At 61.3% G+C, this 22,436-nt stretch carries 23 protein-coding genes; 17 read left to right on the top strand and 6 right to left on the bottom strand.

Translation table 11 applies throughout. From position 1 onward, the window contains the following. The first annotated feature begins 25 nt into the window (after positions 1 to 25). From bamB to ACQ4WM_RS04490, 10 genes are all read left to right on the top strand, one after another. A complete protein-coding gene (gene bamB, locus ACQ4WM_RS04535) occupies positions 26 to 1,171 on the top strand; it encodes an outer membrane protein assembly factor BamB (RefSeq protein WP_436545495.1) in 1,146 nt (381 codons plus the stop codon). Positions 1,172 to 1,176: 5 nt separating this feature from the next. After that, on the top strand, positions 1,177 to 2,523 hold the full coding sequence (gene der / locus ACQ4WM_RS04530) for a ribosome biogenesis GTPase Der (RefSeq protein ID WP_436545494.1): 1,347 nt from the start codon (positions 1,177 to 1,179) through the stop codon (positions 2,521 to 2,523). Positions 2,524 to 2,781: 258 nt separating this feature from the next. After that, the gene (gene hfq / locus ACQ4WM_RS04525; RefSeq protein ID WP_008450615.1) at positions 2,782 to 3,018 is read left to right on the top strand and encodes an RNA chaperone Hfq; all 237 of its coding nucleotides are present in this window, start codon (positions 2,782 to 2,784) and stop codon (positions 3,016 to 3,018) included. A 108-nt stretch (positions 3,019 to 3,126) separates the two neighbouring features. Then, entirely contained in the window at positions 3,127 to 4,368 is a 1,242-nt protein-coding gene (gene hflX / locus ACQ4WM_RS04520) for a GTPase HflX (RefSeq protein ID WP_436545493.1), read from the top strand. Between the two features lie 2 nt (positions 4,369 to 4,370). After that, entirely contained in the window at positions 4,371 to 5,654 is a 1,284-nt protein-coding gene (hflK, locus tag ACQ4WM_RS04515; protein WP_436545492.1) for an FtsH protease activity modulator HflK, read from the top strand. Next, positions 5,654 to 6,550 (top strand): protease modulator HflC, encoded by an 897-nt coding sequence (gene hflC, locus ACQ4WM_RS04510; RefSeq protein ID WP_436545491.1) that lies wholly within the window; start codon positions 5,654 to 5,656, stop codon positions 6,548 to 6,550. Before hflK ends, hflC begins: the two co-directional genes overlap by 1 nt. Positions 6,551 to 6,794: 244 nt before the next feature. After that, positions 6,795 to 7,955: an ATP phosphoribosyltransferase regulatory subunit gene (locus ACQ4WM_RS04505; RefSeq protein WP_436545490.1), complete on the top strand. Its 1,161-nt coding sequence runs from the start codon at positions 6,795 to 6,797 to the stop codon at positions 7,953 to 7,955. Between the two features lie 3 nt (positions 7,956 to 7,958). Further along, positions 7,959 to 9,272 (top strand): adenylosuccinate synthase, encoded by a 1,314-nt coding sequence (locus tag ACQ4WM_RS04500; protein ID WP_436545489.1) that lies wholly within the window; start codon positions 7,959 to 7,961, stop codon positions 9,270 to 9,272. 63 nt (positions 9,273 to 9,335) lie between these two features. Continuing rightward, complete coding sequence (locus ACQ4WM_RS04495; protein WP_436545488.1) at positions 9,336 to 9,881, top strand: phosphoribosyltransferase; 546 nt, start codon at positions 9,336 to 9,338, stop codon at positions 9,879 to 9,881. 70 nt (positions 9,882 to 9,951) lie between these two features. Then, complete coding sequence (locus ACQ4WM_RS04490) at positions 9,952 to 10,461, top strand: GNAT family N-acetyltransferase (RefSeq protein ID WP_436545487.1); 510 nt, start codon at positions 9,952 to 9,954, stop codon at positions 10,459 to 10,461. Positions 10,462 to 10,638: 177 nt separating this feature from the next. On the opposite strand, the gene ACQ4WM_RS04485 is transcribed toward ACQ4WM_RS04490, so the two are convergent. Both ACQ4WM_RS04485 and ACQ4WM_RS04480 read right to left on the bottom strand, forming a co-directional pair. Next, complete coding sequence (locus ACQ4WM_RS04485) at positions 10,639 to 11,358, bottom strand: hypothetical protein (RefSeq protein WP_436545486.1); 720 nt, start codon at positions 11,356 to 11,358, stop codon at positions 10,639 to 10,641. A 262-nt stretch (positions 11,359 to 11,620) separates the two neighbouring features. Continuing rightward, entirely contained in the window at positions 11,621 to 12,103 is a 483-nt protein-coding gene (locus ACQ4WM_RS04480) for a hypothetical protein (RefSeq protein WP_436545485.1), read from the bottom strand. Here ACQ4WM_RS04480 and ACQ4WM_RS04475 point away from each other — a divergent pair. After that, positions 12,102 to 12,728 (top strand): flavin reductase family protein, encoded by a 627-nt coding sequence (locus ACQ4WM_RS04475; RefSeq protein ID WP_436545484.1) that lies wholly within the window; start codon positions 12,102 to 12,104, stop codon positions 12,726 to 12,728. The two genes, ACQ4WM_RS04480 and ACQ4WM_RS04475, sit on opposite strands and share 2 nt — an antisense overlap. A 15-nt stretch (positions 12,729 to 12,743) precedes the next feature. Here the strand turns inward: ACQ4WM_RS04475 and ACQ4WM_RS04470 are convergent, their stop codons facing one another. Next, the gene (locus ACQ4WM_RS04470; protein WP_436545483.1) at positions 12,744 to 14,078 is read right to left on the bottom strand and encodes an MFS transporter; all 1,335 of its coding nucleotides are present in this window, start codon (positions 14,076 to 14,078) and stop codon (positions 12,744 to 12,746) included. A 44-nt stretch (positions 14,079 to 14,122) separates the two neighbouring features. After that, a complete protein-coding gene (locus ACQ4WM_RS04465; protein ID WP_436545482.1) occupies positions 14,123 to 14,863 on the bottom strand; it encodes a substrate-binding domain-containing protein in 741 nt (246 codons plus the stop codon). 298 nt (positions 14,864 to 15,161) lie between these two features. Between ACQ4WM_RS04465 and ACQ4WM_RS04460 the strand changes: the two genes are divergently transcribed. Next, positions 15,162 to 16,076: a LysR family transcriptional regulator gene (locus tag ACQ4WM_RS04460; protein ID WP_436545481.1), complete on the top strand. Its 915-nt coding sequence runs from the start codon at positions 15,162 to 15,164 to the stop codon at positions 16,074 to 16,076. Between the two features lie 54 nt (positions 16,077 to 16,130). Then, on the top strand, positions 16,131 to 16,943 hold the full coding sequence (gene otnI / locus ACQ4WM_RS04455; protein WP_436545480.1) for a 2-oxo-tetronate isomerase: 813 nt from the start codon (positions 16,131 to 16,133) through the stop codon (positions 16,941 to 16,943). Here the strand turns inward: otnI and ACQ4WM_RS04450 are convergent. Then, a complete protein-coding gene (locus ACQ4WM_RS04450; protein WP_436545479.1) occupies positions 16,898 to 17,764 on the bottom strand; it encodes a DUF6597 domain-containing transcriptional factor in 867 nt (288 codons plus the stop codon). The genes otnI and ACQ4WM_RS04450 overlap by 46 nt on opposite strands. Positions 17,765 to 17,927: 163 nt before the next feature. Here ACQ4WM_RS04450 and ACQ4WM_RS04445 point away from each other — a divergent pair, with 163 nt between their 5' ends. From ACQ4WM_RS04445 to ACQ4WM_RS04430, 4 genes are all read left to right on the top strand, one after another. After that, a complete protein-coding gene (locus ACQ4WM_RS04445) occupies positions 17,928 to 18,323 on the top strand; it encodes a DUF3224 domain-containing protein (RefSeq protein ID WP_436545478.1) in 396 nt (131 codons plus the stop codon). 76 nt (positions 18,324 to 18,399) lie between these two features. Beyond that, complete coding sequence (locus ACQ4WM_RS04440) at positions 18,400 to 18,684, top strand: autorepressor SdpR family transcription factor (RefSeq protein WP_436545477.1); 285 nt, start codon at positions 18,400 to 18,402, stop codon at positions 18,682 to 18,684. Next, entirely contained in the window at positions 18,681 to 19,322 is a 642-nt protein-coding gene (locus ACQ4WM_RS04435) for an SdpI family protein (protein WP_436545476.1), read from the top strand. Before ACQ4WM_RS04440 ends, ACQ4WM_RS04435 begins: the two co-directional genes overlap by 4 nt. A 14-nt stretch (positions 19,323 to 19,336) precedes the next feature. Beyond that, entirely contained in the window at positions 19,337 to 20,284 is a 948-nt protein-coding gene (locus ACQ4WM_RS04430; protein WP_436545475.1) for an alpha/beta hydrolase, read from the top strand. Positions 20,285 to 20,293: 9 nt separating this feature from the next. Here the strand turns inward: ACQ4WM_RS04430 and uvrB are convergent, their stop codons facing one another. Continuing rightward, on the bottom strand, positions 20,294 to 22,381 hold the full coding sequence (gene uvrB, locus ACQ4WM_RS04425) for an excinuclease ABC subunit UvrB (RefSeq protein WP_436545474.1): 2,088 nt from the start codon (positions 22,379 to 22,381) through the stop codon (positions 20,294 to 20,296). Positions 22,382 to 22,436: the final 55 nt, after the last annotated feature.

Below are 22,436 nucleotides of genomic sequence, written 5' to 3'. Positions count from 1 at the left end.
ACAAGAAAAAGGTTGGATAACATTTATGCGTCTCACTGAAAAACTGGTAGCGGCAAGCCTGTTGGTCTTGATGGCGGGTTGCTCGTCATGGAATCCGTTTTCCAAGAAAGATCCGAAAACCGAGCCGGCCAAGCTGGTCGAGTTAAAATCGAGCATGGCCGTGCGCGAAGCATGGAAGTATTCGATCGGCAAGTCGGGCGTGTATGCGTTCACTCCGGCCCTGTCCGGCAGCAGCCTGTATGTGGTCAACGCCGATGGCGCGCTGGCGCGCATCGATGCGGCCACCGGCCGTGAAACCTGGCGCATCAAGGCCGGCACCGATATTACGTCCAGCGCCGGTACCGACGGCAGCGTGGTAGCGGTCGGCGGCGCCAAGGGCACCGTGCTGGCGTTTGACGCCGATGGCAAGGAACTGTGGAAAGCCCAGGCGTCGAGCGAAGTGCTGACGGCGCCGGTGGTCGGCGAAGGCATGGTCGTGGTGCGCAGCGTCGACAACCGCATCCTCGGTTTCGATGCCAAAACCGGCGAGCGCAAATGGGTGGTACAGCGCACGACGCCAGCCCTGACCCTGCGCAATGCGCCGGGCATGGTGCTCGGCGGCACGAATGTGTACGTCGCCCAGCCGGGCGGCAAGCTGGTGGCGCTGACGGCGGCCACCGGCGTGGTGCGCTGGGAAACCGTGGTCAGCGAACCGCGCGGCGCCACTGAGCTCGAACGCGTCTCCGACATCGCCGGCACGCCAGTGGTATTCGAAGGCGAAGTGTGCACCGTCACGTACCAGGGCAAAGCCGGCTGTTTCGACGCCGCCACGGGCGTGCCGCGCTGGACCAAGCCGGTCTCGTCCGATGTGGGCGTGGCGGTCGACCAGCGTTTCCTGTTTACCGCCGATGACCAGGGCACCGTGCTGGCATTCGCCCGCGAAGGCGGGCAGGGCGCCTGGAAGAACGAGGCGCTGGCGCGCCGCCGCCTGTCCACGCCCGCATCGTATGGCCGCAGCGTGGCCATCGGCGACTATCAAGGTTACATCCACTTCCTGTCACGGGAAGATGGCGCATTAATAGGTCGGGTCAGCACCGACGGCAGCCCGATTGTTTCGGTTCCTGTCGTTGCCGGTTCGAATTTGATTTTTCAAACCCAATCAGGGACAGTGACCGCTCTCGCGGTCGAGTAATACAAATGAAGCCGGTAATTGCACTAGTAGGTCGACCCAATGTTGGGAAATCGACTTTATTCAATCGTCTGACCCGCTCGCGCGATGCGCTGGTGGCGGATTTGCCTGGGTTGACGCGCGATCGTCACTATGGCGAAGGCCGTGTCGGCGAACGTCCCTTCCTGGTCATCGATACGGGTGGTTTCGAACCCGTCGCCAAGGAAGGCATCATGTTCCAGATGGCTCTGCAGACCAAGCAGGCCGTGGCCGAGGCCGACGTGGTGGTATTCATCGTCGATGGCCGCCAGGGCCTGACGCCGCATGACAAGACCATTGTCGACTTCCTGCGCAAGAGCGGTCGCCCGGTCCTGTTGGTGGTCAACAAGAGCGAAGGCATGCGCTATACGGCCGTGGTGTCCGAATTCTATGAATTGGGCATGGGCGATCCGTATGCGATCTCGTCCGCGCACGGCGACGGCGTCAACGACCTGGTCGAAGTGATGCTGGACCTGGCGTTCGCGCAGCGTCCGGATGAGCCGGAAGAGCTGGAAAAAGCCGACCGTGGCATCAAGATCGCGCTGGTCGGCCGTCCGAACGTGGGCAAGTCGACGCTGATCAACACCTTGCTCGGTGAAGAGCGCGTGATCGCCTTCGACATGCCGGGCACGACGCGCGACTCGATCGAGATTCCGTTCGAGCGCGACGGCCAGCAATACACCCTGATCGACACGGCCGGTATCCGCCGCCGCGGCAAGGTGTTCGAAGCGATCGAGAAATTCTCGGTGGTCAAGACGCTGCAGTCGATTTCGGAAGCCAACGTGGTGGTGCTGATGCTCGACGCACAGCAGGATATCTCGGAACAGGACGCGCATATCGCCGGCTTTATCCTGGAATCGGGCCGTGCACTGGTAGTTGCCGTCAACAAGTGGGATGGCCTGCAATCGCACCAGCGCGACGAGATCAAGATCGATATCGACCGCAAGCTCGATTTCCTGTCATTCGCACAGATGCATTTCATTTCCGCGCTGAAGGGCACCAACATCGGTCCGCTGATGAAGTCGCTCAACGCCGCGTATGCAGCCGCGATGTGCGATTTGTCGACGCCGAAGCTGACGCGCGCCCTGATCGAAGCGGTGGAGAAGCAGGAGCCGCGCCGCAAGGGTTCGATCCGTCCGAAGCTGCGCTATGCCCACCAGGGCGGCATGAACCCGCCGGTGATCGTGATTCACGGCAATGCGCTCGACGCTGTCGGCGACCCGTACAAGCGCTATCTGGAAAAACATTTTCGCGATACCTTTGCACTGGTCGGCACGCCATTGCGGATTGAACTGCGTACCGGTAAAAATCCGTTTGCACGTACGCCAAGCAAGTAAGGGACACGTAAATCAGCGCAATTAAGTGCATATTAAGGCGCCGCAGTGATAATGCGGCGCCAGCAGGAAATAATATTGCCATTCATGGGCATTAACGCCAAAATAATAAAGTGTTAATGCGCCATGCGCGACAGCGATCGTGAAAACAGGTTACAGTAGCTGTAGAGCATCTTTCTCTGTGAGAGAGGTGCGAGAGCACTTGAAATCAAGCGAGTCGCCTCCAATTCTTACACAACAACATAAACAAACGGAGCTGTTATGAGCAACAAAGGGCAACTGTTACAAGACCCATTCCTCAATGCATTACGCAAAGAGCATGTTCCTGTCTCGATCTACCTGGTCAATGGCATTAAATTGCAGGGCCATATCGAATCGTTCGATCAATACGTCGTATTGCTGCGCAATACAGTGACACAGATGGTGTACAAGCATGCCATCTCGACCGTGGTGCCGGCCCGTGCCGTCAATCTCAATATTGAATCCGAAGCGGAGTAAGCCGTTGAGCCTGACGGTCCCGCGCCTTTCACCTTCCATCGCCTGCGTCCGTGCCAGCGGCGTTGATGCATCCGCATCGGCGCCCGCGACAACCTCTATGTTGCCATCATGCGCGCGGCACTAGTCGGAGTTGACTTCGGTCACAGCGACTTTGCCGCCAGCATGGAGGAACTCATGCTGTTGTCGCGCTCGGCTGGCGCCGACCCGGTTTCCACCATCACGGCCAAACGTTCCAGTCCCGATTCCGCCTATTTTGTCGGTAGCGGCAAGGCTGACGAGATTGGCGACGCCGTTGTCAACGATGGCCTGGAAATCGTTATCTTCAACCACGCCCTTTCGCCGGCACAGCAGCGCAATCTGGAAAAGCGCCTGAATGTGCGGGTGCTCGACCGTACCAGCCTGATACTCGACATTTTTGCGCAACGCGCGCAAAGCCACGAGGGCAAGCTGCAGGTCGAGCTGGCCCAGCTGCAGCATCTGGCCACGCGCCTGATCCGCGGCTGGACTCACCTTGAGCGGCAAAAGGGCGGTATCGGCTTGCGCGGCCCCGGCGAGACGCAGCTCGAGACCGACCGCCGCCTGATCGGCGACCGTGTCAAGGCGCTGCGCGCGCGGCTGGAAAAGCTGCACAAGCAACGCGAAACGCAGCGCCGTTCGCGTGGCCGCAATCACACGTTTTCAGTCTCGCTGGTCGGCTATACCAATGCCGGCAAGTCGACCCTGTTCAACGCCGTGACCAAGGCCGGCGTGTATGTGGCCGACCAGTTGTTCGCCACGCTCGACACTACCTCGCGCCGGGTTTATCTGGGCCAGGAAGTGGGCAACGTGGTGATCTCGGACACAGTGGGTTTTGTGCGCGAATTGCCGCACCAGCTGGTGGCGGCGTTCCGCGCCACCCTGGAAGAAACCATCCACGCCGATCTGCTGCTGCACGTCGTCGACGCTTCGTCGCCGGTACGCATGGAGCAGATCGAGCAGGTTAACCTGGTCTTGCAAGAGATCGGCGCCGATCATATACCGCAAATTCTGGTGTGGAACAAGATCGACGCGGCCGGGCTGGAGCCTTCGGTTGAGCGCGATGAAAATGGCGTGCTCAGCCGTGTGTTCGTCAGCGCGCACAAGGGCAGCGGGCTGGACTTGTTGCGCGAGGCCATCGTCGAGATGGCCAAGAGCGCGCCACGTTCCGCCCACCTCTATCAGTACGATGCAGCACAGGACAGCCAGTTGATCGACGAGCCGCAGGAGCAAGACGATCAAGCTGGCCAGCACGATGGCGCCGCCCCGGACCAGGCCAAAGAAATTGGCCCGGACGATGGTATTTCCACCCACTCCAAAGTCGGAACACGATAGTTATGCTTGTCTCCCTACTCAAAAAAACAGGCTTGAAGTTGTCCCTGAATGACCCCCGCTGGGGCAATAACAAGGACGACGGCAAGAAAGCCCAAGAAGGCAAAAAGCCAGGCGAAGGTCCGCCGGACCTCGATCAGCTGTGGCGCGATTTCAATCAGCGCCTGAATGCTTTTTTCGGCCAGAAGAATCGTCCCGACAACGGCGGCAACGGCGGCAACAACAACGGTGGTGGCCCGCGTCCGGATATGAAGGGTGCCGGCATCACCGCCGGCGTGGTCGGCGTCATCGCCGTCTTCATCTGGCTGGCCAGCGGCGCTTTTATCGTGCAAGAGGGCCAGAATGGCGTCGTCATGACGTTCGGCAAATACGCGCGTACCGCACCGGCCGGTCTCAACTGGCGCTGGCCGTATCCGTTCCAGACGGACGAAACCGTCAACGTGTCGCAGGTGCGTACGGTGGAAGTCGGCTACCGCCAGTCGCTGCGCAACAAGCAGGCCAGCGAGTCGCTGATGCTGACCGACGATGAAAACATTATCGACATCCAGTTCGCCGTGCAATATACGCTGAAGGGCCCGGTCGACTGGCTGTTCCAGAATCGCGACCAGGAAGACACCCTGCGCCAGGTCGCCGAAACGGCGATCCGCGAGGTGGTCGGCCGCAGCAAGATGGATTTCGTGCTGTACGAAGGGCGCGAAAAAGTCGCATATGAAACCCAGAAGCTGATGCAGCAGATCGTTGACCGCTACAAGCTCGGCGCGCTGATCACCAACGTGACCATGCAGGCGGTGCAGCCGCCCGAACAGGTGCAAGCCGCGTTTGACGATGCCGTGAAAGCGGGCCAGGATCGCGAACGCCAGAAAAATGAAGGCCAGGCTTACGCCAACGACGTGATTCCGAAAGCGCGCGGCGCCGCCTTCCGCCTGATGGAAGAAGCCGAAGCGTACAGCGCCATGGTGACCGAGAACGCTGCTGGTAATGCGTCGCGCTTCAAGCAGGTGCTGGTCGAGTACCAGAAAGCGCCGGCAGTCACGCGCGATCGCATGTACCTGGAAACCATGCAGCAAGTATTCAGCAGCGCCAGCAAGGTTATGGTCGACGCGAAAAGCGGCAGCAACCTGCTGTATTTGCCGCTCGACAAGCTGATCGCACAGACGGCCGCGACCGACGCCAGCGCCGCTGCCGCCCGTACCGCTGCCCCTGCCACCACCACTGTTTTGCCACAGGACGCCATGCCGACAGTCGAAGTTAATACGCGCCGCTCTTCGCGTGAACGGGAGAGCCGCTGATGAACCGTATCGTAGCCGCCCTGATCGCGGGCTTTATCGCGATCATGCTGTTGTCGTCGACCGTGTTCGTGGTCGACCAGCGTAAATACGCAGTCGTCTTCGCCCTCGGTGAAGTCAAGGAAGTGATACGCGAACCGGGCTTGTACTTCAAGCTGCCGCCACCGTTCCAGAACGTGCTGTATCTGGACAAGCGTATCCTGACCCTGGATACACCTGAGCCGGAGCGCTTCATCACGGCCGAGAAGAAAAACATCCTGGTCGATGCCTATGTGAAATGGCGCATCGGTGATCCGCTGCTGTATTTCCGCAGCTTCGGCGGCGATGAAAATCCGGCCCGTAACCGCATGTCGCAAATCGTCAAGGCTGCGCTGAATGACGAAATCACCAAGCGCACGGTGCGCGAAGTGATCTCGGGCCAGCGCGGCAAGGTGATGGAAGCGATCCTGGCCAAGGTGTCGGCCGAAGCGAAAGCGATCGGTGTCGAGATCATTGATGTGCGTTTGAAGCGAGTTGACTACGTCGAGCAGATCAACAACTCGGTGTACGAACGCATGAAGTCCGAGCGCGTGCGTGTGGCCAATGAGCTGCGCTCCACCGGTTCGGCCGATTCCGAGAAGATCCGGGCCGATGCCGACAAGCAGCGTACGGTGATCCTGGCCGAAGCCTACCGCGAAGCCGAGAAGCTGCGCGGCGAGGGCGACGCCAAGGCTTCGCAAATCTACGCCGAAGCGTTTGGCCGCAATCCCGAGTTCTACAAGTTCTACCGCAGCCTCGAAGCCTACCGCGCCACGTTCAAGGACAAGGGCGATGTGATGGTGGTTGATTCGAGCTCGGAGTTCTTCAAGTATTTCAAGGCTGGCGGTTCGGCTGGCGTGGCGAGCGCACCGAAGAAGTAATCCAAGAGTAGTACTTGAAGCGGGGCCGGCAGCAATGCTGGCTCCGCTTTTTTTTTATGGCTGCGATGGCCATGCAGGCGGGTGAAAAGGGCGTTTTTTTTGCCTTCAGTGATCGCCGTGGCGACAACTTATCCCTGTAACCACACTTTTTCGCGTAAAATATCAGGTTCGGCCTCTTGCCTGGCGCGCCCGCCGCTGCCTCGCCTGATGCATTTTTCAACTTTCTCCCGTATCTCGCTCCCTCATGCCGAATTGGCTTTTGCCCGAAAATATTGCCGATGTATTGCCGTCGGAAGCGCGCAAGATCGAAGAGCTGCGCCGCCTCATGCTGGATAATTTCCGTCTTTACGGATATGAACTGGTGATGCCGCCGCTGCTCGAATATCTGGAGTCGCTGATGACCGGCGCCGGCAAGGATACCGATCTGCGCACCTTCAAGCTGGTAGACCAGCTCTCGGGCCGCATGCTCGGCCTGCGCGCCGACATGACCACGCAAGTGGCCCGTATCGACGCCCACCTGCTCAACCGCGCCACCGTCACCCGCCTGTGCTACGCCGGTAGTGTGCTGCATACCCGTCCTTCGGGCCTGCATGCGACGCGCGAACCGCTGCAGATCGGCGCCGAAATCTACGGCCATGCCGGCCTGGAAGCGGACGCCGAAATCCAGGAACTGGCGCTCGCTTCGCTGGCACTGGCTGGTTTTGATGCCGTGCGCCTCGATTTGTCCCACGTCGGCCTGTTGCGCGCTATTATTGCGCAGGACGCCGCCGCCGGCCGCGACGAAGCGGCCTTGTTCAGCCTGCTGCGCGCAAAAGATGCGCCAGGCTTGCGCGCGCTGACCGCCTCCTACGATGCCGTCACGCGCGACGCGCTGCTGGCTCTGCCGAACCTGTATGGCGACATCGACGTGCTGGCGCGTGCGCGCGAAGTGCTGCCGCCATTGCCTGGCGTGCAAAAGGCGCTGGCTGAACTGGCTGCGCTGGCTGGCTCGGCACTGGGTCGCGCCGAAGTGGCGATCGACCTGGCCGACCTGCGCGGTTACCAATATGAAAGTGGCGCGATGTTTGCGCTGTATGTACCTGGCTTGCCGAACGCGGTTGCGCGCGGCGGCCGTTATGACCACGTCGGCGAAGCGTTCGGCCGGGCTCGTCCCGCGACCGGCTTCTCGCTCGATTTGCGCGAACTGGCGCGCCTGTTGCCGACCGCGGAGCGCAAGCATTCCATCCGCGCGCCGTGGGGCAGTGCGCCAGAATTGAAGGAAAAAATCGCCGAGTTGCGCAAGGCGGGCGAGGTCGTGATCCAGAGTTTGCCGGGTCACAGTAATGAACAAGACGAGTTCGAGTGCGATCGCGTGCTGGTACTTGCCGATAATGGTAGTAGCTGGATTCTTAAAAACTTAGGTTGAGTGATGTCAAACAAAATTATGGCAAAGAACGTCGTTGTCATCGGCACCCAATGGGGCGATGAAGGTAAAGGCAAGATCGTCGACTGGTTGACCGATCACGCCCAGGGTGTGGTGCGCTTCCAGGGCGGCCACAATGCAGGCCACACGCTGGTCATCGGTGGCGTCAAGACCGCGCTGCAACTGATCCCTTCGGGCATCATGCGTCCAGGCGTGGCATGCTACATCGGTAACGGTGTGGTGGTGTCGGTGCCGGACGTGCTGCGCGAAATCGACAAGCTGGAAAAAGTCGGCGTCGAAGTCGCCTCGCGCCTGAAAGTGTCGGACGCGGCGCCCGTGATCCTGCCTTACCACACCGCGATCGACCTGGCGCGTGAAGCCAAGCGTGGCGATGCAAAGATCGGCACCACCGGCAAGGGCATCGGCCCTGCCTACGAAGACAAAGTGGCTCGCCGCGCGATCCGTATCGCCGACCTGCTCAACGAGAAGCGCTTTGCCGAAAAGCTGGCCGAAAACCTCGATTACCATAACTTCGTGCTGGAACATTACCTGAAGGCGCCGAAAGTCGACTATCAGAAAACCCTCGATGATGCGCTGGCCTATGTGCCGCGCCTGCGTCCGATGGTGACCGACGTGTCGAGCGCGCTGTACGCAGCGCACAAGGCCGGCGCCAACCTGCTGTTCGAAGGTGCACAGGGTTCGCTGCTCGACGTCGACCACGGCACCTATCCGTTTGTTACCTCGTCGAACTGCGTGGCCGGGAATGCCGCCGCCGGTTCGGGTGTCGGTCCTGGCATGCTGCACTACATCATGGGCATCACCAAGGCCTACACCACGCGCGTCGGCTCGGGCCCATTCCCGTCGGAACTGCCGACCGATGCCGGCGTTGGCCATCATCTGGCGCAAGTGGGCCATGAATTCGGCACCGTGACGGGCCGTGCCCGCCGCTGCGGCTGGTTCGACGCCGCCTTGCTGCGCCGCTCGGTGCAGATCAACGGCGTGTCGGGCATGTGCCTGACCAAGCTGGACGTGCTGGACGGTATCGAAACGCTGAAGCTGTGCACCGGCTACACCATCGATGGCGTGTCGGTCGACATCTTCCCATCAGGCGCTGAAGAAGCAGCCCGTTGCGTGCCGGTGTACGAAGAGATGCCGGGCTGGACCGAAAGCACGGTCGGCGCCAAGTCGATGGACGCGCTGCCGGCTACCGCGCGCGCTTACATCAAGCGCATCGAAGAGCTGGTCGGCGTGCCGGTGGACATGGTTTCGACCGGTCCGGATCGCGAAGAAACGATCGTCCTGCGCCACCCGTTCGAATAAACGCGTAGCACCCAATCCGCCGCAAGGCGGATTTTTTCAAGCCAAGCATAAAGACAGAACATCATGACTACGCCACAAAGCAATGACCAGCACCTGTGGGTGAACTGGGAAGAATATCACCGCCTGATCGAGCGCCTGGCGCTCAAGGTTCATGAGTCGGGCTGGAAGTTTGACCAGGTGCTGTGCCTGGCGCGCGGCGGCGTGCGCCCCGGCGACGTATTCTCGCGCATTTTTGATTTGCCGCTGGCGATCCTGTCGACCAGTTCCTATCGCGAAGACAAAGGCACGACCCAGGGCGACCTCGATATCGCCAAATACATGACGATGACCAAGGGCCCGCTGGCTGGCCGCATCCTGCTGGTCGATGACCTGGCCGATTCGGGCGTCACGCTCGACAAAGTCACGCGTCACCTCAAAGACAATTTCCCGGGCGTGACCGAAGTCAAATCGGCCGTGATCTGGCTCAAGGGCTGCTCCGTCGTGCGCCCTGACTACTACCTGGAAGAACTGCCGCACAACCCGTGGATCCATCAGCCGTTCGAAGACTATGACGGCCTGCGCCCGCACCAGCTGGCGGCGTGGATCAAGAAAGGCGAAACGGGCAAGTAATCATTACTTGTGCGTTGGCAGAAAAAAGACGATCGTGTATCGTCTTTTTTTTCGCCTCAAGGAATTGCGCATGACCATACTGCACACGGCGCGGCTGCGCCTCGAACCCGTCACCGAGCAGCATTACGAGGCCATGCACGCCATGAACTCCGATGTCGAGGTGATGACTTACCTCAATGCCGGCCAGCCCGAGACGGAAGAGCACACGCGCGCCGCCGTCGTCCGCATCATGGGGCGCTGGGCCGAGTGGGGCTATTCGTGGTGGGCCTTGATACGCAAGGACGACGAAGTCATGGTCGGCCTGGCTTGCCTGCAGCATCTCGGCGGCGATAAAACGCAGCCGCACGAAATCGGCTGGCGCCTGGCGCGCGCAGGATGGGGGCAGGGCTACGCCAGCGAGGCGGCCACCGCCATCGTCGATCATGCTTTCAACGTGATCAACGCGCCGTTTTTGGTCGCCGTGGCCCACCCTGATAATGCCGCTTCGATCAAGGTCATGACGCGCCTGGGCATGCAGTACACGGGCAGGGAAAAACACTACGATCTCGATTCTGTCGTGTACCGCCTGGAGCGGCCATGAAGGCACTGAACCTGGGCTGCGCCTATGGCGTGCAGTTTTCGCCCGATGGCACGCGCCTGGCAGTGAAAAGCACCCAGCGGATTGCTGGCCTGGGGCGTTAAGCCATTTTGCAGGTTTAATGGTGACGCAGGGGCGCCAACTGAACGGCATTAGCGCGCTGCTGGCGCTTTCACTGGATTAAAACCGTATCGGACACGGCGCCGCCGTACCGCCGCCAAAGCCGGCATAACCGGACCGGGCGCTGAGGTTCAGCGACATGCTGCCCTTGTCGGGCATATAAATGCAGTATTCGCCGCTCGACGTAATGACGCGGTAAATGCGTTTCGGGTCGTTCGGTGCGCTCCACAGCTCGATGCGGGCCGCCTCATGCCACTTCGGCCGGACCGCTGCATGCGCTTCCTCGAAGCCTTTCGCCAGGCGTGCCTGCGGCGTATCGGGTGGCGCCACGAACTCCTGCGGATGCTCTTTGCGCAACTGGCGGTCGATGGCGCCGACGGCTTGCAGGGCCTGCTGCGCCAGGGTAGGTACGGCGGTCGATGGCGTCTGCGGCGCCGGCTGTGTGTTCTCTTCAGGTTTGTCAGGCTGGTCCGGTGTCCCTGTCGCTGCTGGTGCGGGAGCTGTTGCTGATACGGGTGCTGATGCCGAGGGGGTTTCCCGGGCTCTTGCAGGAAGCGCTGGCGCAGCAGGGCCGGGAGCGAGGATTGCTGGCGGCGTCATTGCTGGCTGCTGCGGCTGCACCAGTTGTATCCACACGCGCCGGTCCGGGGCCATGCTGGTGTACACAGGCCGCGTGGCAGCCCAGAATACGGCCAGATGCAAGATGGTGATGGCTGCAATACGCCAGCCTTGATGGCGATGGCCGATCATAAAGTTGCGCTGCGCTGGGTGGATGCTCATCTGCTGTGTGCTTGCGGGATGGAAGAGGCACCAGTATGCAAATTTGCAACAGTGCTGTAAACAGCTTTCGCAGGTAATGCAGATGGTGCTCCCGAAGGTAGCGCAAGATGCGCCGTGCCGCATGTCAGCTTGCCGGTTTGCGCGATTTATCGCGGCTTTCGTCCATTCTTCTTTTGAGCGTGATGCGGGTCAGCTTGGATGGTTTGCCCAGCCGCAGTGCCAGTCCACCCCATATCTGGCCTGACCGGACCTCAGGAAGTCTTCATTTATCGATACGGTGAAGCATGATCTGACCGAGCTCGGAAGGTTGTCGCGACAACGAGTCGCGCAGGGCTTGCTCGTAATTCAGATCAGTCGATTCAATCCCATGCACGATGCCCCACAGGACGCCGGCGCCATCATCGTGGGGGAATCGTTCAAAAACGCGAAACAAGAACGGCAGGCAAGTTTCGCAGACCTGCCCCTGCCAAAGTTCCGATAGCAGTGCATCCATCTCGCGCCAATCGTCAGCAGGGCCAGGCTTGAACTGGTCGATTTCCAGCAGAATTTCGTTTTGTGCACGGCTCATGGTCGGTATTTTGCATGGTTGCGGAAGGAAATGGTCGAATGTATTGTACTTCTGCAGCTCGCCGATGGCAGTGTGCAATATCGCCGGGAGTTCGAAAAATGGCGCATGAATACCAAAGCTCGATGATTTTGTTAAGCTGCCATTTTTGGCCCCGACCACCATCACAGGAAACCCCATGAGCGATCACATCCATTTTTACGAGCCTGCCCACGGCCACGGCCTGCCGCACGATCCTTTCAACGCGATTGTCGGGCCGCGTCCGATCGGCTGGATCGCCACGCGCAGCAATGCCGGCGTGCTGAACCTTGCGCCCTACAGTTTTTTCAATGCCTTCAATTACACGCCGCCGCTGATCGGCTTTGCCAGCATCGGCCGCAAGGACACCTTGCGCAATATTGAAGAGAACGGCGAATTCGTGTGGAACCTGGCGACGCGGCCGCTGGCCGAGGCGATGAATGCCAGCTGTACGCCGGCGCCGCCGGAAGTCGATGAGTTCGCGCTGGCCGGCCTGACGCCGGTCGCTTCGCGCATGATAGCGGTGCCGCGCGTGGCCGAAAGTCCGGTGTCGTTCGAATGCCGGCGCACGCAGATCATTGAACTGCAGGGCCTCAATGGCGACGGCGTCGGCAGCTGGCTGGTGCTGGGTGAGGTGGTGGGCGTGCATATTGCGCGCCACCTGCTGGTCGATGGCGTGTACGACACGGCCGCCGCAGCGCCCATCTTGCGCGCCGGCGGTCCGGCCGATTATTTTGAAATCACGGCGGACCGCCTGTTCAAGATGCGCCGGCCAGCCTGGCCTTGATCCTGTTGGGCCGCATCAAGCCGGCATGGGATGGCGTTCCCTGACGATGCCGCGGTAGACCAGCCAGGTAGCCAGCAGGCTGATGGCGCCGGCGCCCGCCATCCAGTAGCCTGGCGCAGCCTTGTCGCCAGTGCTCTCGATCAGCAAGGTCGATACCAGCGGCGTCAGGCCACCGAACAGCGCGGTGGCCAGACTGTAGGCGAGCGAAAAGCCGGTAGTGCGCACGCTGGCCGGAATGATCTCTGTCAGTGCGACGATGGTGGCGCCGTTGTAGCTGCCGTACAGGAAGGAAAACCACAATTCCACTATCACCATATGGTTGAAGCTGGGGTGGCCGACCAGCCAGGACAGCGAGGGATAAGCGGTCAGCATGGTCAGCGCCGCGCAGAGCGCCATGATGGGCCAGCGGCCGATGCGGTCCGACAGCGCACCCATCACCGGTAGCCAGATAAAGTTCGACAGGCCGACGCACAGCGTGACGAGCAGGCTCTCCTCGGTGCTCAGTTTGAGCACGCTCTTGCCGAAGGTCGGCGTGTAGACGGTGATCAGGTAGAACGCTACCGTGGTCAGCACCACCAGCATCGCGCCGGTCACCACCAGCGGCCAGTTCAGGCCGATGGTCTTCAACATCTGGCGGAAGGTCGGATGCGACTTGCGCGACAGGTAGGCCTCGGTCTCCTGCAGCGAGCTGCGGATATAGAACACCACCGGGATGATCGAGCAGCCGATGAAGAAGGGGATGCGCCAGCCCCAGTCGGCGATAAAGGCCGGGCTCAGGGTCTGGTTGAGGAAGTAGCCGAGCGCCGCTGAAAAGATGATGGCAACCTGCTGGCTGGCCGATTGCCAGCTGACGTAATAGCCCTTGTTGCCTGGTGTCGCCATCTCGGACAGGTAGACCGACACACCACCGAGTTCAACCCCGGCGGAGAAGCCTTGCAGCAGGCGCCCGAGCAGCACCAGCAACGGCGCCAGCAGGCCGATGGTGGCGTAGCCGGGCACGAAGGCGATCAGCGCCGTGCCGGACGCCATGATGGCCAGGGTCAGCACCAGGCCCTTGCGCCGGCCGATGCGGTCGACATAGCTGCCGAGGATAATGGCGCCGAGCGGACGCATGAAAAACCCTGCGCCAAAGGTGGCGAAGGTCATCATCAGGGCGGCAAATTCGCTGGTGGCGGGAAAGAACGCCTTGGAAATATACGTCGCATAAAAGCCGAACAGAAAAAAATCGTACATTTCGATGAAGTTCCCGCTCGTCACCCGGATGACGGTGGCGATACGCGAGGGCGCGCGCCCGGGCACGCGCGGCGGCACGGCTTCGGCGACGGGTGTGGCGGTAGAATGAATGGCCATGGTTTACCTGTTAATACCTGTTGTGAAGAACGAAGTGTAACCGTTTAGTGTGTTGCCGGTATGGGCGCTGGCACCGCCACGGGCTGCAGTCCGGTGGCCTCAATGGCGCCGGAGCTGGCGGGCGAGGCCAGAAAACGCAGCAGGGAGCGTCCGGCTACCGGCTGTCTGGCATCGCGCACCAGCGCGGCAGAAAATTCGGTCATCATCTGCACTTCTGCCGGCAGCAGGCCGACGATGTCGATGCCTTCGACCGGCATCAGTTCGCTGCGCTGCTGGCAGCCAAAATCGGCCTGGCCGTGGGCGATGATTTCACCGACCGGGGTGGCAGGAATCCTGGCTGCCTTGCCCTGCATCTGCTCGGCGATCTGCAGCTTGTTCATCAGCTGCTTCTCGATGTATTCGCCACTGGCGCTGTCCGAATAGGCCACCTTGTTCGCCAGCAGGAAGGCTTTGCGCAGGCCTTCGGTGGTGCTGATGTCCGGCTTGGCCGCACCGTGGCGCACCGCGCAGGCAATCGGCGAGTTTGCCAGCACGACCTTGCTGCCGGGGACCAGGCGGCCTTCCTGCATCAGCTTGTCGAGCGCATCGCCGACCATGATGACGACGTCGATCTGTTCGCCGCGCGCCAGTCGTGCGGGAATGGCATTTTTGGTCGTGCCCATCGATGGCCCCCATTCGGACTGCAGATGGTCGCCGCTGGCGCGCTCGTATGCGGGCGCCAGGTTTTTATAGGCCTGAGCGAAGCCGCCCGAGCTGACTACGCGGATGTCGGCCGCCTGGGTCATGCCGGCGGCGAGCAGCGCCAGTGCGGCGAGCAGTGGACGCGATGTTTGCAGCAGAGTGGGGTAAGAGATGGTAGTGCTCCTGTGTTAAAAGTTTTCCATGTGACCCGGCGGCAGGGCCACGCCATGCAGTCCGATTCGAGGTAAAAGGCGGCACGCGGCGAGACAGACTTTTCCAGATAGGGGAAGAAGCTCAGGTCTCCATTTTTTTGGCGATGCCGCCTTGGCGAGGCGTTATTCATGCCCCATCATCGTTGAAATGGCATTATTTGATAATTGCAATTTTTCCAGGGATTAATGCATGCAGCGCATCAATTATGATCTCCACGATCTCCAGGCTTTTGTCGCCGTGGCCGAGCGCAACAGCTTTCGCCAGGCCGCCGCCGATCTTTTTATTTCGCAGCCGGCGCTCAGCCGCCGCATCGATAAACTTGAGGATGTGCTGGGGGTCAGGCTGTTCGAACGCACCACGCGGCGCGTGCAACTGACGAATGTGGGACAGGTTTTCCTGGTGAACGTGCGCGACGCGCTCAACGGCCTCGAGGACGCCGTGCTGGGCGTGGCCGACCTTGCCGCGCACCGCACCGGCACGGTGACGTTTGCCTGCGTGCCGTCGGCCGTCCGGCATTTTTTGCCCGACGTGCTCCAGCGCTTCAGCACGCAGTTCCCAAAAATTCGCGTGCGCGTGCATGACGAAAGTGCGCAGGATGTGCTCAATCTCGTGCTGGCCGGCGAGGCAGACTTCGGCATCTGCTTTACGGGTGCGGAAAATCCGGAAATTCTGTTCCAGCCGATTTATGTCGAGAACTATGTGCTGGCGATGCGGCACGACCATCGGCTGGCCGGGCGCAAGAAGCTGAGCTGGAAGGATACCGTCAATGAACGCTATATCGCCGTGGCCAAGTCCAGCGGCAACCGCAGCGTGCTCGACGCCGCGCTGTCGGGTGTGGAAAAGCACCCGTGGATATCGTGCGAGGTCAATCACGTGTCGGGCGTGCTGGCGCTGGTGGAGGCGGGCCTGGGCGTTGCCGCCGTACCGGCCCTGTCCATCCTGCCGGAGCGGCAAAGCATGGTGGTTGGCGTGCCGCTGATTCATCCCGCCGTCAAGCGTACGCTGGGCCTGATCAGCAAGCATCGGCACGCGATGCCGCCGGCCTCACGCACCCTGTTCGACATGCTGGCCGCCAGCACCGTCAGGCAGCGGCGGCCAGCGTAAGCGCGCCTGGCATACACTGTCGAACCCGGTGCAGACAAATTCAAGGAGACCCGCATGCCCCGTTTTGCCGCCAACCTCACCATGATGTTCAATGAAGTGCCTTTTCCGCAGCGCTTTGCTGCGGCTGCCGGCGCCGGCTTCCAGGGTGTCGAATTCCTGTTCCCGTACGAGCATGCGGCGCCGGACGTGGCCGGCTGGCTGCGCGAGCATGGCCTGCAGAATGTGCTGTTCAACCTGCCGCCAGGCGACTGGGCGGCGGGCGAGCGCGGCCTCGCTTCGCTGCCGGGCCGCGAAAAGGAGTTTCGCACGGGCGTGGCGCAGGCCATCGACTATGCGCTGGCGTTGGGCACCCCGCGTCTGCACATGATGGCGGGGCTGGTGCCAGCGGGCGCCGACCTGGCGCTGCACCAAGCCACCTACCTGGCCAATTTGAACTACGCTGCCAGGGCCGTCGGCGAGCACGGTATCGAACTGCTGATCGAGCCGATCAACGGGCGCGACATGCCTGGCTACTTCCTCGTGACGCAGGCGCAGGCCCATGCGCTGCGCCTGGAATCGGGTGCGCCCAATGTCAGGGTACAGATGGATTTTTATCACACGCAGATCGTCGAAGGCGATATCGCCATGAAGTTCAGGCAGCACTTTGACGGCATCGGCCATGTGCAGATCGCCAGCGTGCCGGCGCGCAATGAACCTGATAATGGTGAAGTCAATTACCCGTATCTGTTTGCGCTGCTCGACGAACTCGGCTACGACGGCTGGGTCGGTTGCGAATACCGTCCGCGCGGGCGCACCGAGGAGGGGCTGGGCTGGCTGGCCGCCTATTTGAATGCTGCGCCTGCTGCGGGCAGTTGCGAGCGGCGATAGTCGAGCGGCGTGCTGCCGACCAGTGCCGTGAATTTTCCGCTGAAATGCGCCTGGTCAAAAAAGCCCAGCTCCAACGCCAGGCTGGCCAGGTCGGGTGCATCGGGCTGGGCCAGCCGCCAGATCGCCTCTTGCAGGCGATAGCGCTGGATGACCCATTTCGGGCTGACGCCGATCTGGTCGGCGAACAGGCGCTGCAGGCGGCGCTCGCTGATCGCCATTTTTTCACATAGCTGTGTAACGCTGGCAGGGCCGTTCGGCGCCGCCACCGCTGCGGCCAGCCTGCCGGCCAAGCTGCTAGCCAGGCGCGCCGCGTCATCGATTTCCGGCAGTGCCGCCAGCAGCATTGCCTGGGCTTGTGCCACCATCGCGCTGTCGTCCGGTTGCTGCAATACCAGCAACTCCGCAAGCCCGGCCAGCATGCCCAGCAGCGCATCGGCGGCGATCGTGCTGTCGGTAAATGACGACAGCGGCTGGCCAATAAAAGGGCGCAGGCCACCCGGCGCGAACCGCATGCCCACTACCTTGCCAGCGCCTGCCAGAGGCCGCTCAAACGCGCCACGCACCACGCCATGAATGGCCGTGCGGCCGGTATCGAACACCAGGTGCGCATTCGGATACGGCAGCACGCGCTGTGTCTCCGGCGCACGGCCGCGCAGGTCCCATTGCACTACCCAGAAATAATCCACAAACGGCGCCAGCGGGGCAGCAGGCGGGTAGGTTGCCAGCCGTATCCTGCGTGCCGTAGCGCGCGGATCGACGATGCCTTTGGGGGCGTGTTCGAGTTCTGTCAGTAAATTGATGGTGCTGTCGGCTTTATCCAATATGATGCTCTCGTGTGGCGTTAGGCTGGTGTTTTCGTTTTGATGGAAAGAAATCATGAAACCCTGTGGCGCTGTTCTCCCCATACTGGGCTGCCTGTTTGCCGCATTTTGTCAATTGGCGGCGCCCGCCCTCGCTGCGCCGCAGATGCAAGGAGATCATCGCATGAGTACCCGTGTTTCAGGAAGCTTCAGCGTCATCATGACACCGGCTGCCACGCCGCAACAATCCGGGCGCACGGCGCTGGGCCGTATGCTGCTGGAGAAGGTGTATGCGGGCGAGCTGGCAGCCACTGCCAGCGGCGAGATGCTCAGTGCCGTCACCGATACCAAAGGCGCGGCCGGCTATGTTGCCATCGAGGCGATTACCGGCGTATTGCAGGGCCGGCAGGGCAGCTTCGTGGTGCAGCACGCCGGCACCATGGCCGACGGCAAGCAGCAATTGAGCATTGTGATCGTGCCGCATTCCGGTACCGGCCAGCTTGAGGGCATCAGCGGCACGATGGCCATCCGCATCGAAGCCGGCCAGCATTTTTACGAACTCGATTATTCCTTGCCGTAATTTTAACAAGATGCTTGACCAGCCTGGCGATCTTGATTATATTTAGATCATTATCTAATTAGATGCATGTCTTAATATGAGTGCCACCAACCTCGCTTTCAAGGCAATTGCCGACCCTGCACGGCGTGAAATCCTGCGCTTGCTGCGGGCCGGCGAGATGACGGCCGGTGACCTGGCTGCCAACTTCGACATGAGCAAACCCACCATGTCGCACCATTTTTCCGTGCTGTCTGAAGCCGACCTGATCACGCGCCGGCGCGAAGGCCAGACCATCTGGTACGGACTCAATACCACCGTGTTGCAGGATGTGCTGGCGTGGATGCTGGACCTGACCGATGTTCACCAAAAGGAGAGCAAATGATGAAAGCGCGCTTTATCGCCCTGAGCCTGTTGATGATTGCGGCCGTCAGTGCCGCCATCGTGTATGCCTGGCCGCAGTTGCCCGAGGTAGTGGCTGTGCACTGGAACTGGCGTGGCGAGGCCGACAGTTATGCGCCGCGTGCGGTGCTGTGGCTGCTGGGACCGGGGCTGATGGCGGTCATCACGCTGCTGGCCTTGGTGTTGCCATCACTGTCGCCGCGCGATCATGGCATAGCGAGGTTCGAATCGACCTACTACTACAACTTCGGCATCGTGCTGGTGCTGCTCGCTTATGTGCAGTCTCTGGTGCTGGCCAGTGCCATCGGCATGGCAGTGCCGATCGACCGTGCAGTGCCGGCCGGGCTGTTCGTGATGCTGATACTGGCCGGCAATCCGATGGGCAAGGTGCGCCGCAATTTTTATCTGGGTATCCGCACGCCGTGGACCTTGTCGAGCGAGCGCGTGTGGTATGCCACGCACCGCTTGGCAGCCAGGCTGATGGTCGGCAGCGGCTTGCTGGGCTTGGGTTTGCTGGCGGCGGGCGTACCCGGCTGGCTGCTGCTGGTGCCGGCGATTGCCTGGGCGCCGGTGGCCGTGCTGTATTCGCTGCTGCAGTACAAGCAGCTCGATGTTCAATAAAAGGGAGAATTGAAATGAAGCGATGGATATGTGGTGTGCTGGTCATGATGCTGGCCTTGCCGGCACATGCCGCCGCCGGCGAACAGGAGGTGACGCTGGCAGTGCCCGGTGGCGCGCTGCATGGCACTTTGTCGCTACCCGAGGTCGAGGGCAGGGTGCCGGTGGTGCTGCTGCATGCCGGTTCCGGCCCCACCGACCGCGATGGCAACAGCGCCGCGCTACCTGGGCACAATGATTCCTTGCGCATGGTCGCCGATGCGCTGGCGCACGCCGGCATCGCATCGGTGCGCTATGACAAGCGTGGCGTCGGTGCCAGCGCCCTGCCTGGTGTGCGCGAAGCCGATTTGCGCCTGGACAACTACATCGATGACGCCACCGCATGGCTGCGCCAGCTGCGCGCCGATTCACGCTTTACGCGCATCGTGATGGCCGGCCATAGCGAAGGCGCGCTGATCGCAATGGTCGCCTGCCGGCAGGCGCAGGTCGACGGTTGTGTATTGATGGCCGCTGCGGGCAGCGCGCTGGACGACATACTGCGCGCGCAGCTCAAACCACGCCTGCCGGCTGACCTGTATGCGCAGAACGAGCGCATCTTGCTGGCGCTCAAGCGCGGCGAGCAGGTAGCCGACGTGCCGCCAGCCCTGCTGGCGCTGTACCGCCCTTCGGTGCAGCCGTATCTGATCTCAACGTTGAAGGTCGACCCGCGCGCGGCGGTGGGCGCCTTGCGCATGCCGGTGTTGATAGTGCAGGGAAGCAGTGATTTGCAGGTGTCGGTGGCGGACGCCCAGGCCTTGTCGGCTGCTGCACCGAAGGCGAAGCTGGTGATTGTACCGGGCATGAACCATGTACTGAAGCTGGTCAGTGGCGACCTGACGCAGCAACTGCCGTCCTACAGCAACCCGCATTTGCCGCTGGCACCCGCGCTGGTCGATGCCGTGACGGCCTTCGTGCGGGCGCCGTAAGGCGGATGGCTATTTGCCCAGGATCGACGTCACATTGTCGGTACCGGGCGCGCCGAACAGCTGCTGCTTGAGGATATGCAGCTGGTCGCGTACCTGCGCGGCTTTTTCGAACTCCAGGTTCTTGGCGTGGTCGACCATCAGTTTTTCCAGCCGCTTGATTTCCTTGCTGACCTGTTTTTCGCTCATGGCCTCGAACTTGGCGGCTTCCTGCGCCACCTGCAGGTTGTCGCGCGCTTCCTGCGGGCTGTAGACGCCGTCGATCATTTCACGGATCGATTTTTTCACGCCGATCGGGATAATGTTGTTGGCGGTGTTGAAGGCGATCTGCTTGGCGCGGCGCCGTTCCGTTTCGTCGATGGCGCGGCGCATGGAATCGGTAATGCGGTCGCCGTACAGGATCGCCGTGCCGTTCAGGTTGCGTGCGGCGCGGCCGATGGTCTGGATCAGGCTGCGTTCGGAACGCAAAAAGCCTTCCTTGTCGGCGTCGAGGATGGCCACCAGTGACACTTCGGGCAAGTCCAGGCCCTCGCGCAGCAAGTTGATGCCGACCAGTACGTCAAACGTGCCCAGGCGCAGGTCGCGCAAAATTTCCACGCGCTCCACGGTTTCGATATCGCTGTGCAGGTAGCGCACCTTGATGCCATGGTCGCTCAGGTATTCGGTCAGCTGCTCGGACATGCGCTTGGTCAGGGTGGTGACCAGCACGCGCTCGTCTTTCTTGATGCGCTCGACGATTTCCGACATCAGGTCATCGACCTGGCTGCTGGCCGGACGCACGATGATCTGCGGGTCGACCAGGCCGGTTGGACGCACCACCTGTTCCACCACCTGGTCGGAGTGCTGTCTTTCGTACTCGGCCGGCGTGGCCGAGACAAAAATCGTCTGGCGCATCTTCTGTTCGAATTCCTCGAATTTCAAGGGCCGGTTGTCGAGTGCCGACGGCAGGCGGAAGCCGTAATCGACCAGGTTGGTCTTGCGCGAACGGTCGCCGTTGTACATGGCGCTCAGCTGGCCGGTCAGCACATGCGACTCGTCGAGGAACATGATGGCGTCGGGCGGCAGATAGTCGACCAGGGTAGGTGGCGGCTGGCCGGGCAGGGCGCCGCTCAGATGGCGAGAATAGTTTTCGATGCCCTTGGTAAAGCCGATCTCGGCCATCATTTCCAGGTCAAAACGGGTGCGCTGCTCCAACCGCTGTTCTTCGATCAGTTTGTTTTCCTTGCGGAAAAATTCCAGGCGCTCGCGCAGTTCTTCCTTGATGGTTTCGACGGCGCGCAGCACGGTCGAGCGTGGCGTAACGTAGTGCGAACCAGGGTACACCGTAAAGCGGGGGATCTTCTGGCGTACGCGGCCCGTCAGCGGGTCGAACAGCTGGATCGATTCGATCTCGTCGTCGAACATTTCCAGGCGCACCGCCAGTTCGGCGTGCTCGGCCGGGAAGATATCGATGGTGTCGCCGCGCACGCGGAACGTGCCGCGCCCGAAGTCGACTTCATTGCGCGTGTATTGCATCTGGATCAGGCGCGCGATCACGTCGCGCTGGCTGACTTTATCCTTCACGCGCAAGGTCAGGATCATCTGGTGGTATTCGTTCGGATTACCGATACCGTAGATGGCCGAGACGGTGGCGACGATCACTACGTCGCGTCGCTCCATCAGCGACTTGGTGCACGACAGGCGCATCTGCTCGATATGCTCGTTGATCGAGGAATCTTTCTCGATGAACAGGTCGCGCTGCGGCACGTACGCTTCCGGCTGGTAGTAATCGTAGTAGCTGACGAAGTATTCGACCGCGTTTTGCGGGAAGAAGTCGCGGAACTCGCTGTACAGCTGCGCGGCCAGGGTCTTGTTCGGCGCAAAGATGATGGCCGGGCGGCCCATGCGGGCGATCACATTGGCCATCGTATAGGTCTTGCCCGAGCCCGTCACGCCGAGCAGGGTCTGGAAGGCCAGGCCGTCGTTGATGCCTTCGGACAATTGCGCGATCGCGGTCGGTTGGTCGCCGGCCGGCAGAAAGGGCTGGTGCAGCTTGAACGGCGAATCGGGGAAGGTAACGACTGTCGGTTCGGTGTCGTTGACGCTGGATAAATCGGGCATGTGAATCAGACCTTTGTTAGAATAGACCTCTGCTGGCGGCCCCGAAGCAGTATTG

The sequence above is a fragment of the Janthinobacterium longum genome (genome assembly GCF_051380735.1).
Taxonomy (GTDB): Bacteria; Pseudomonadota; Gammaproteobacteria; order Burkholderiales; family Burkholderiaceae_D; genus Janthinobacterium.
Note: the sequence above shows the minus strand (reverse complement) of the source record. Positions and strands in the feature narration are given on the sequence as shown.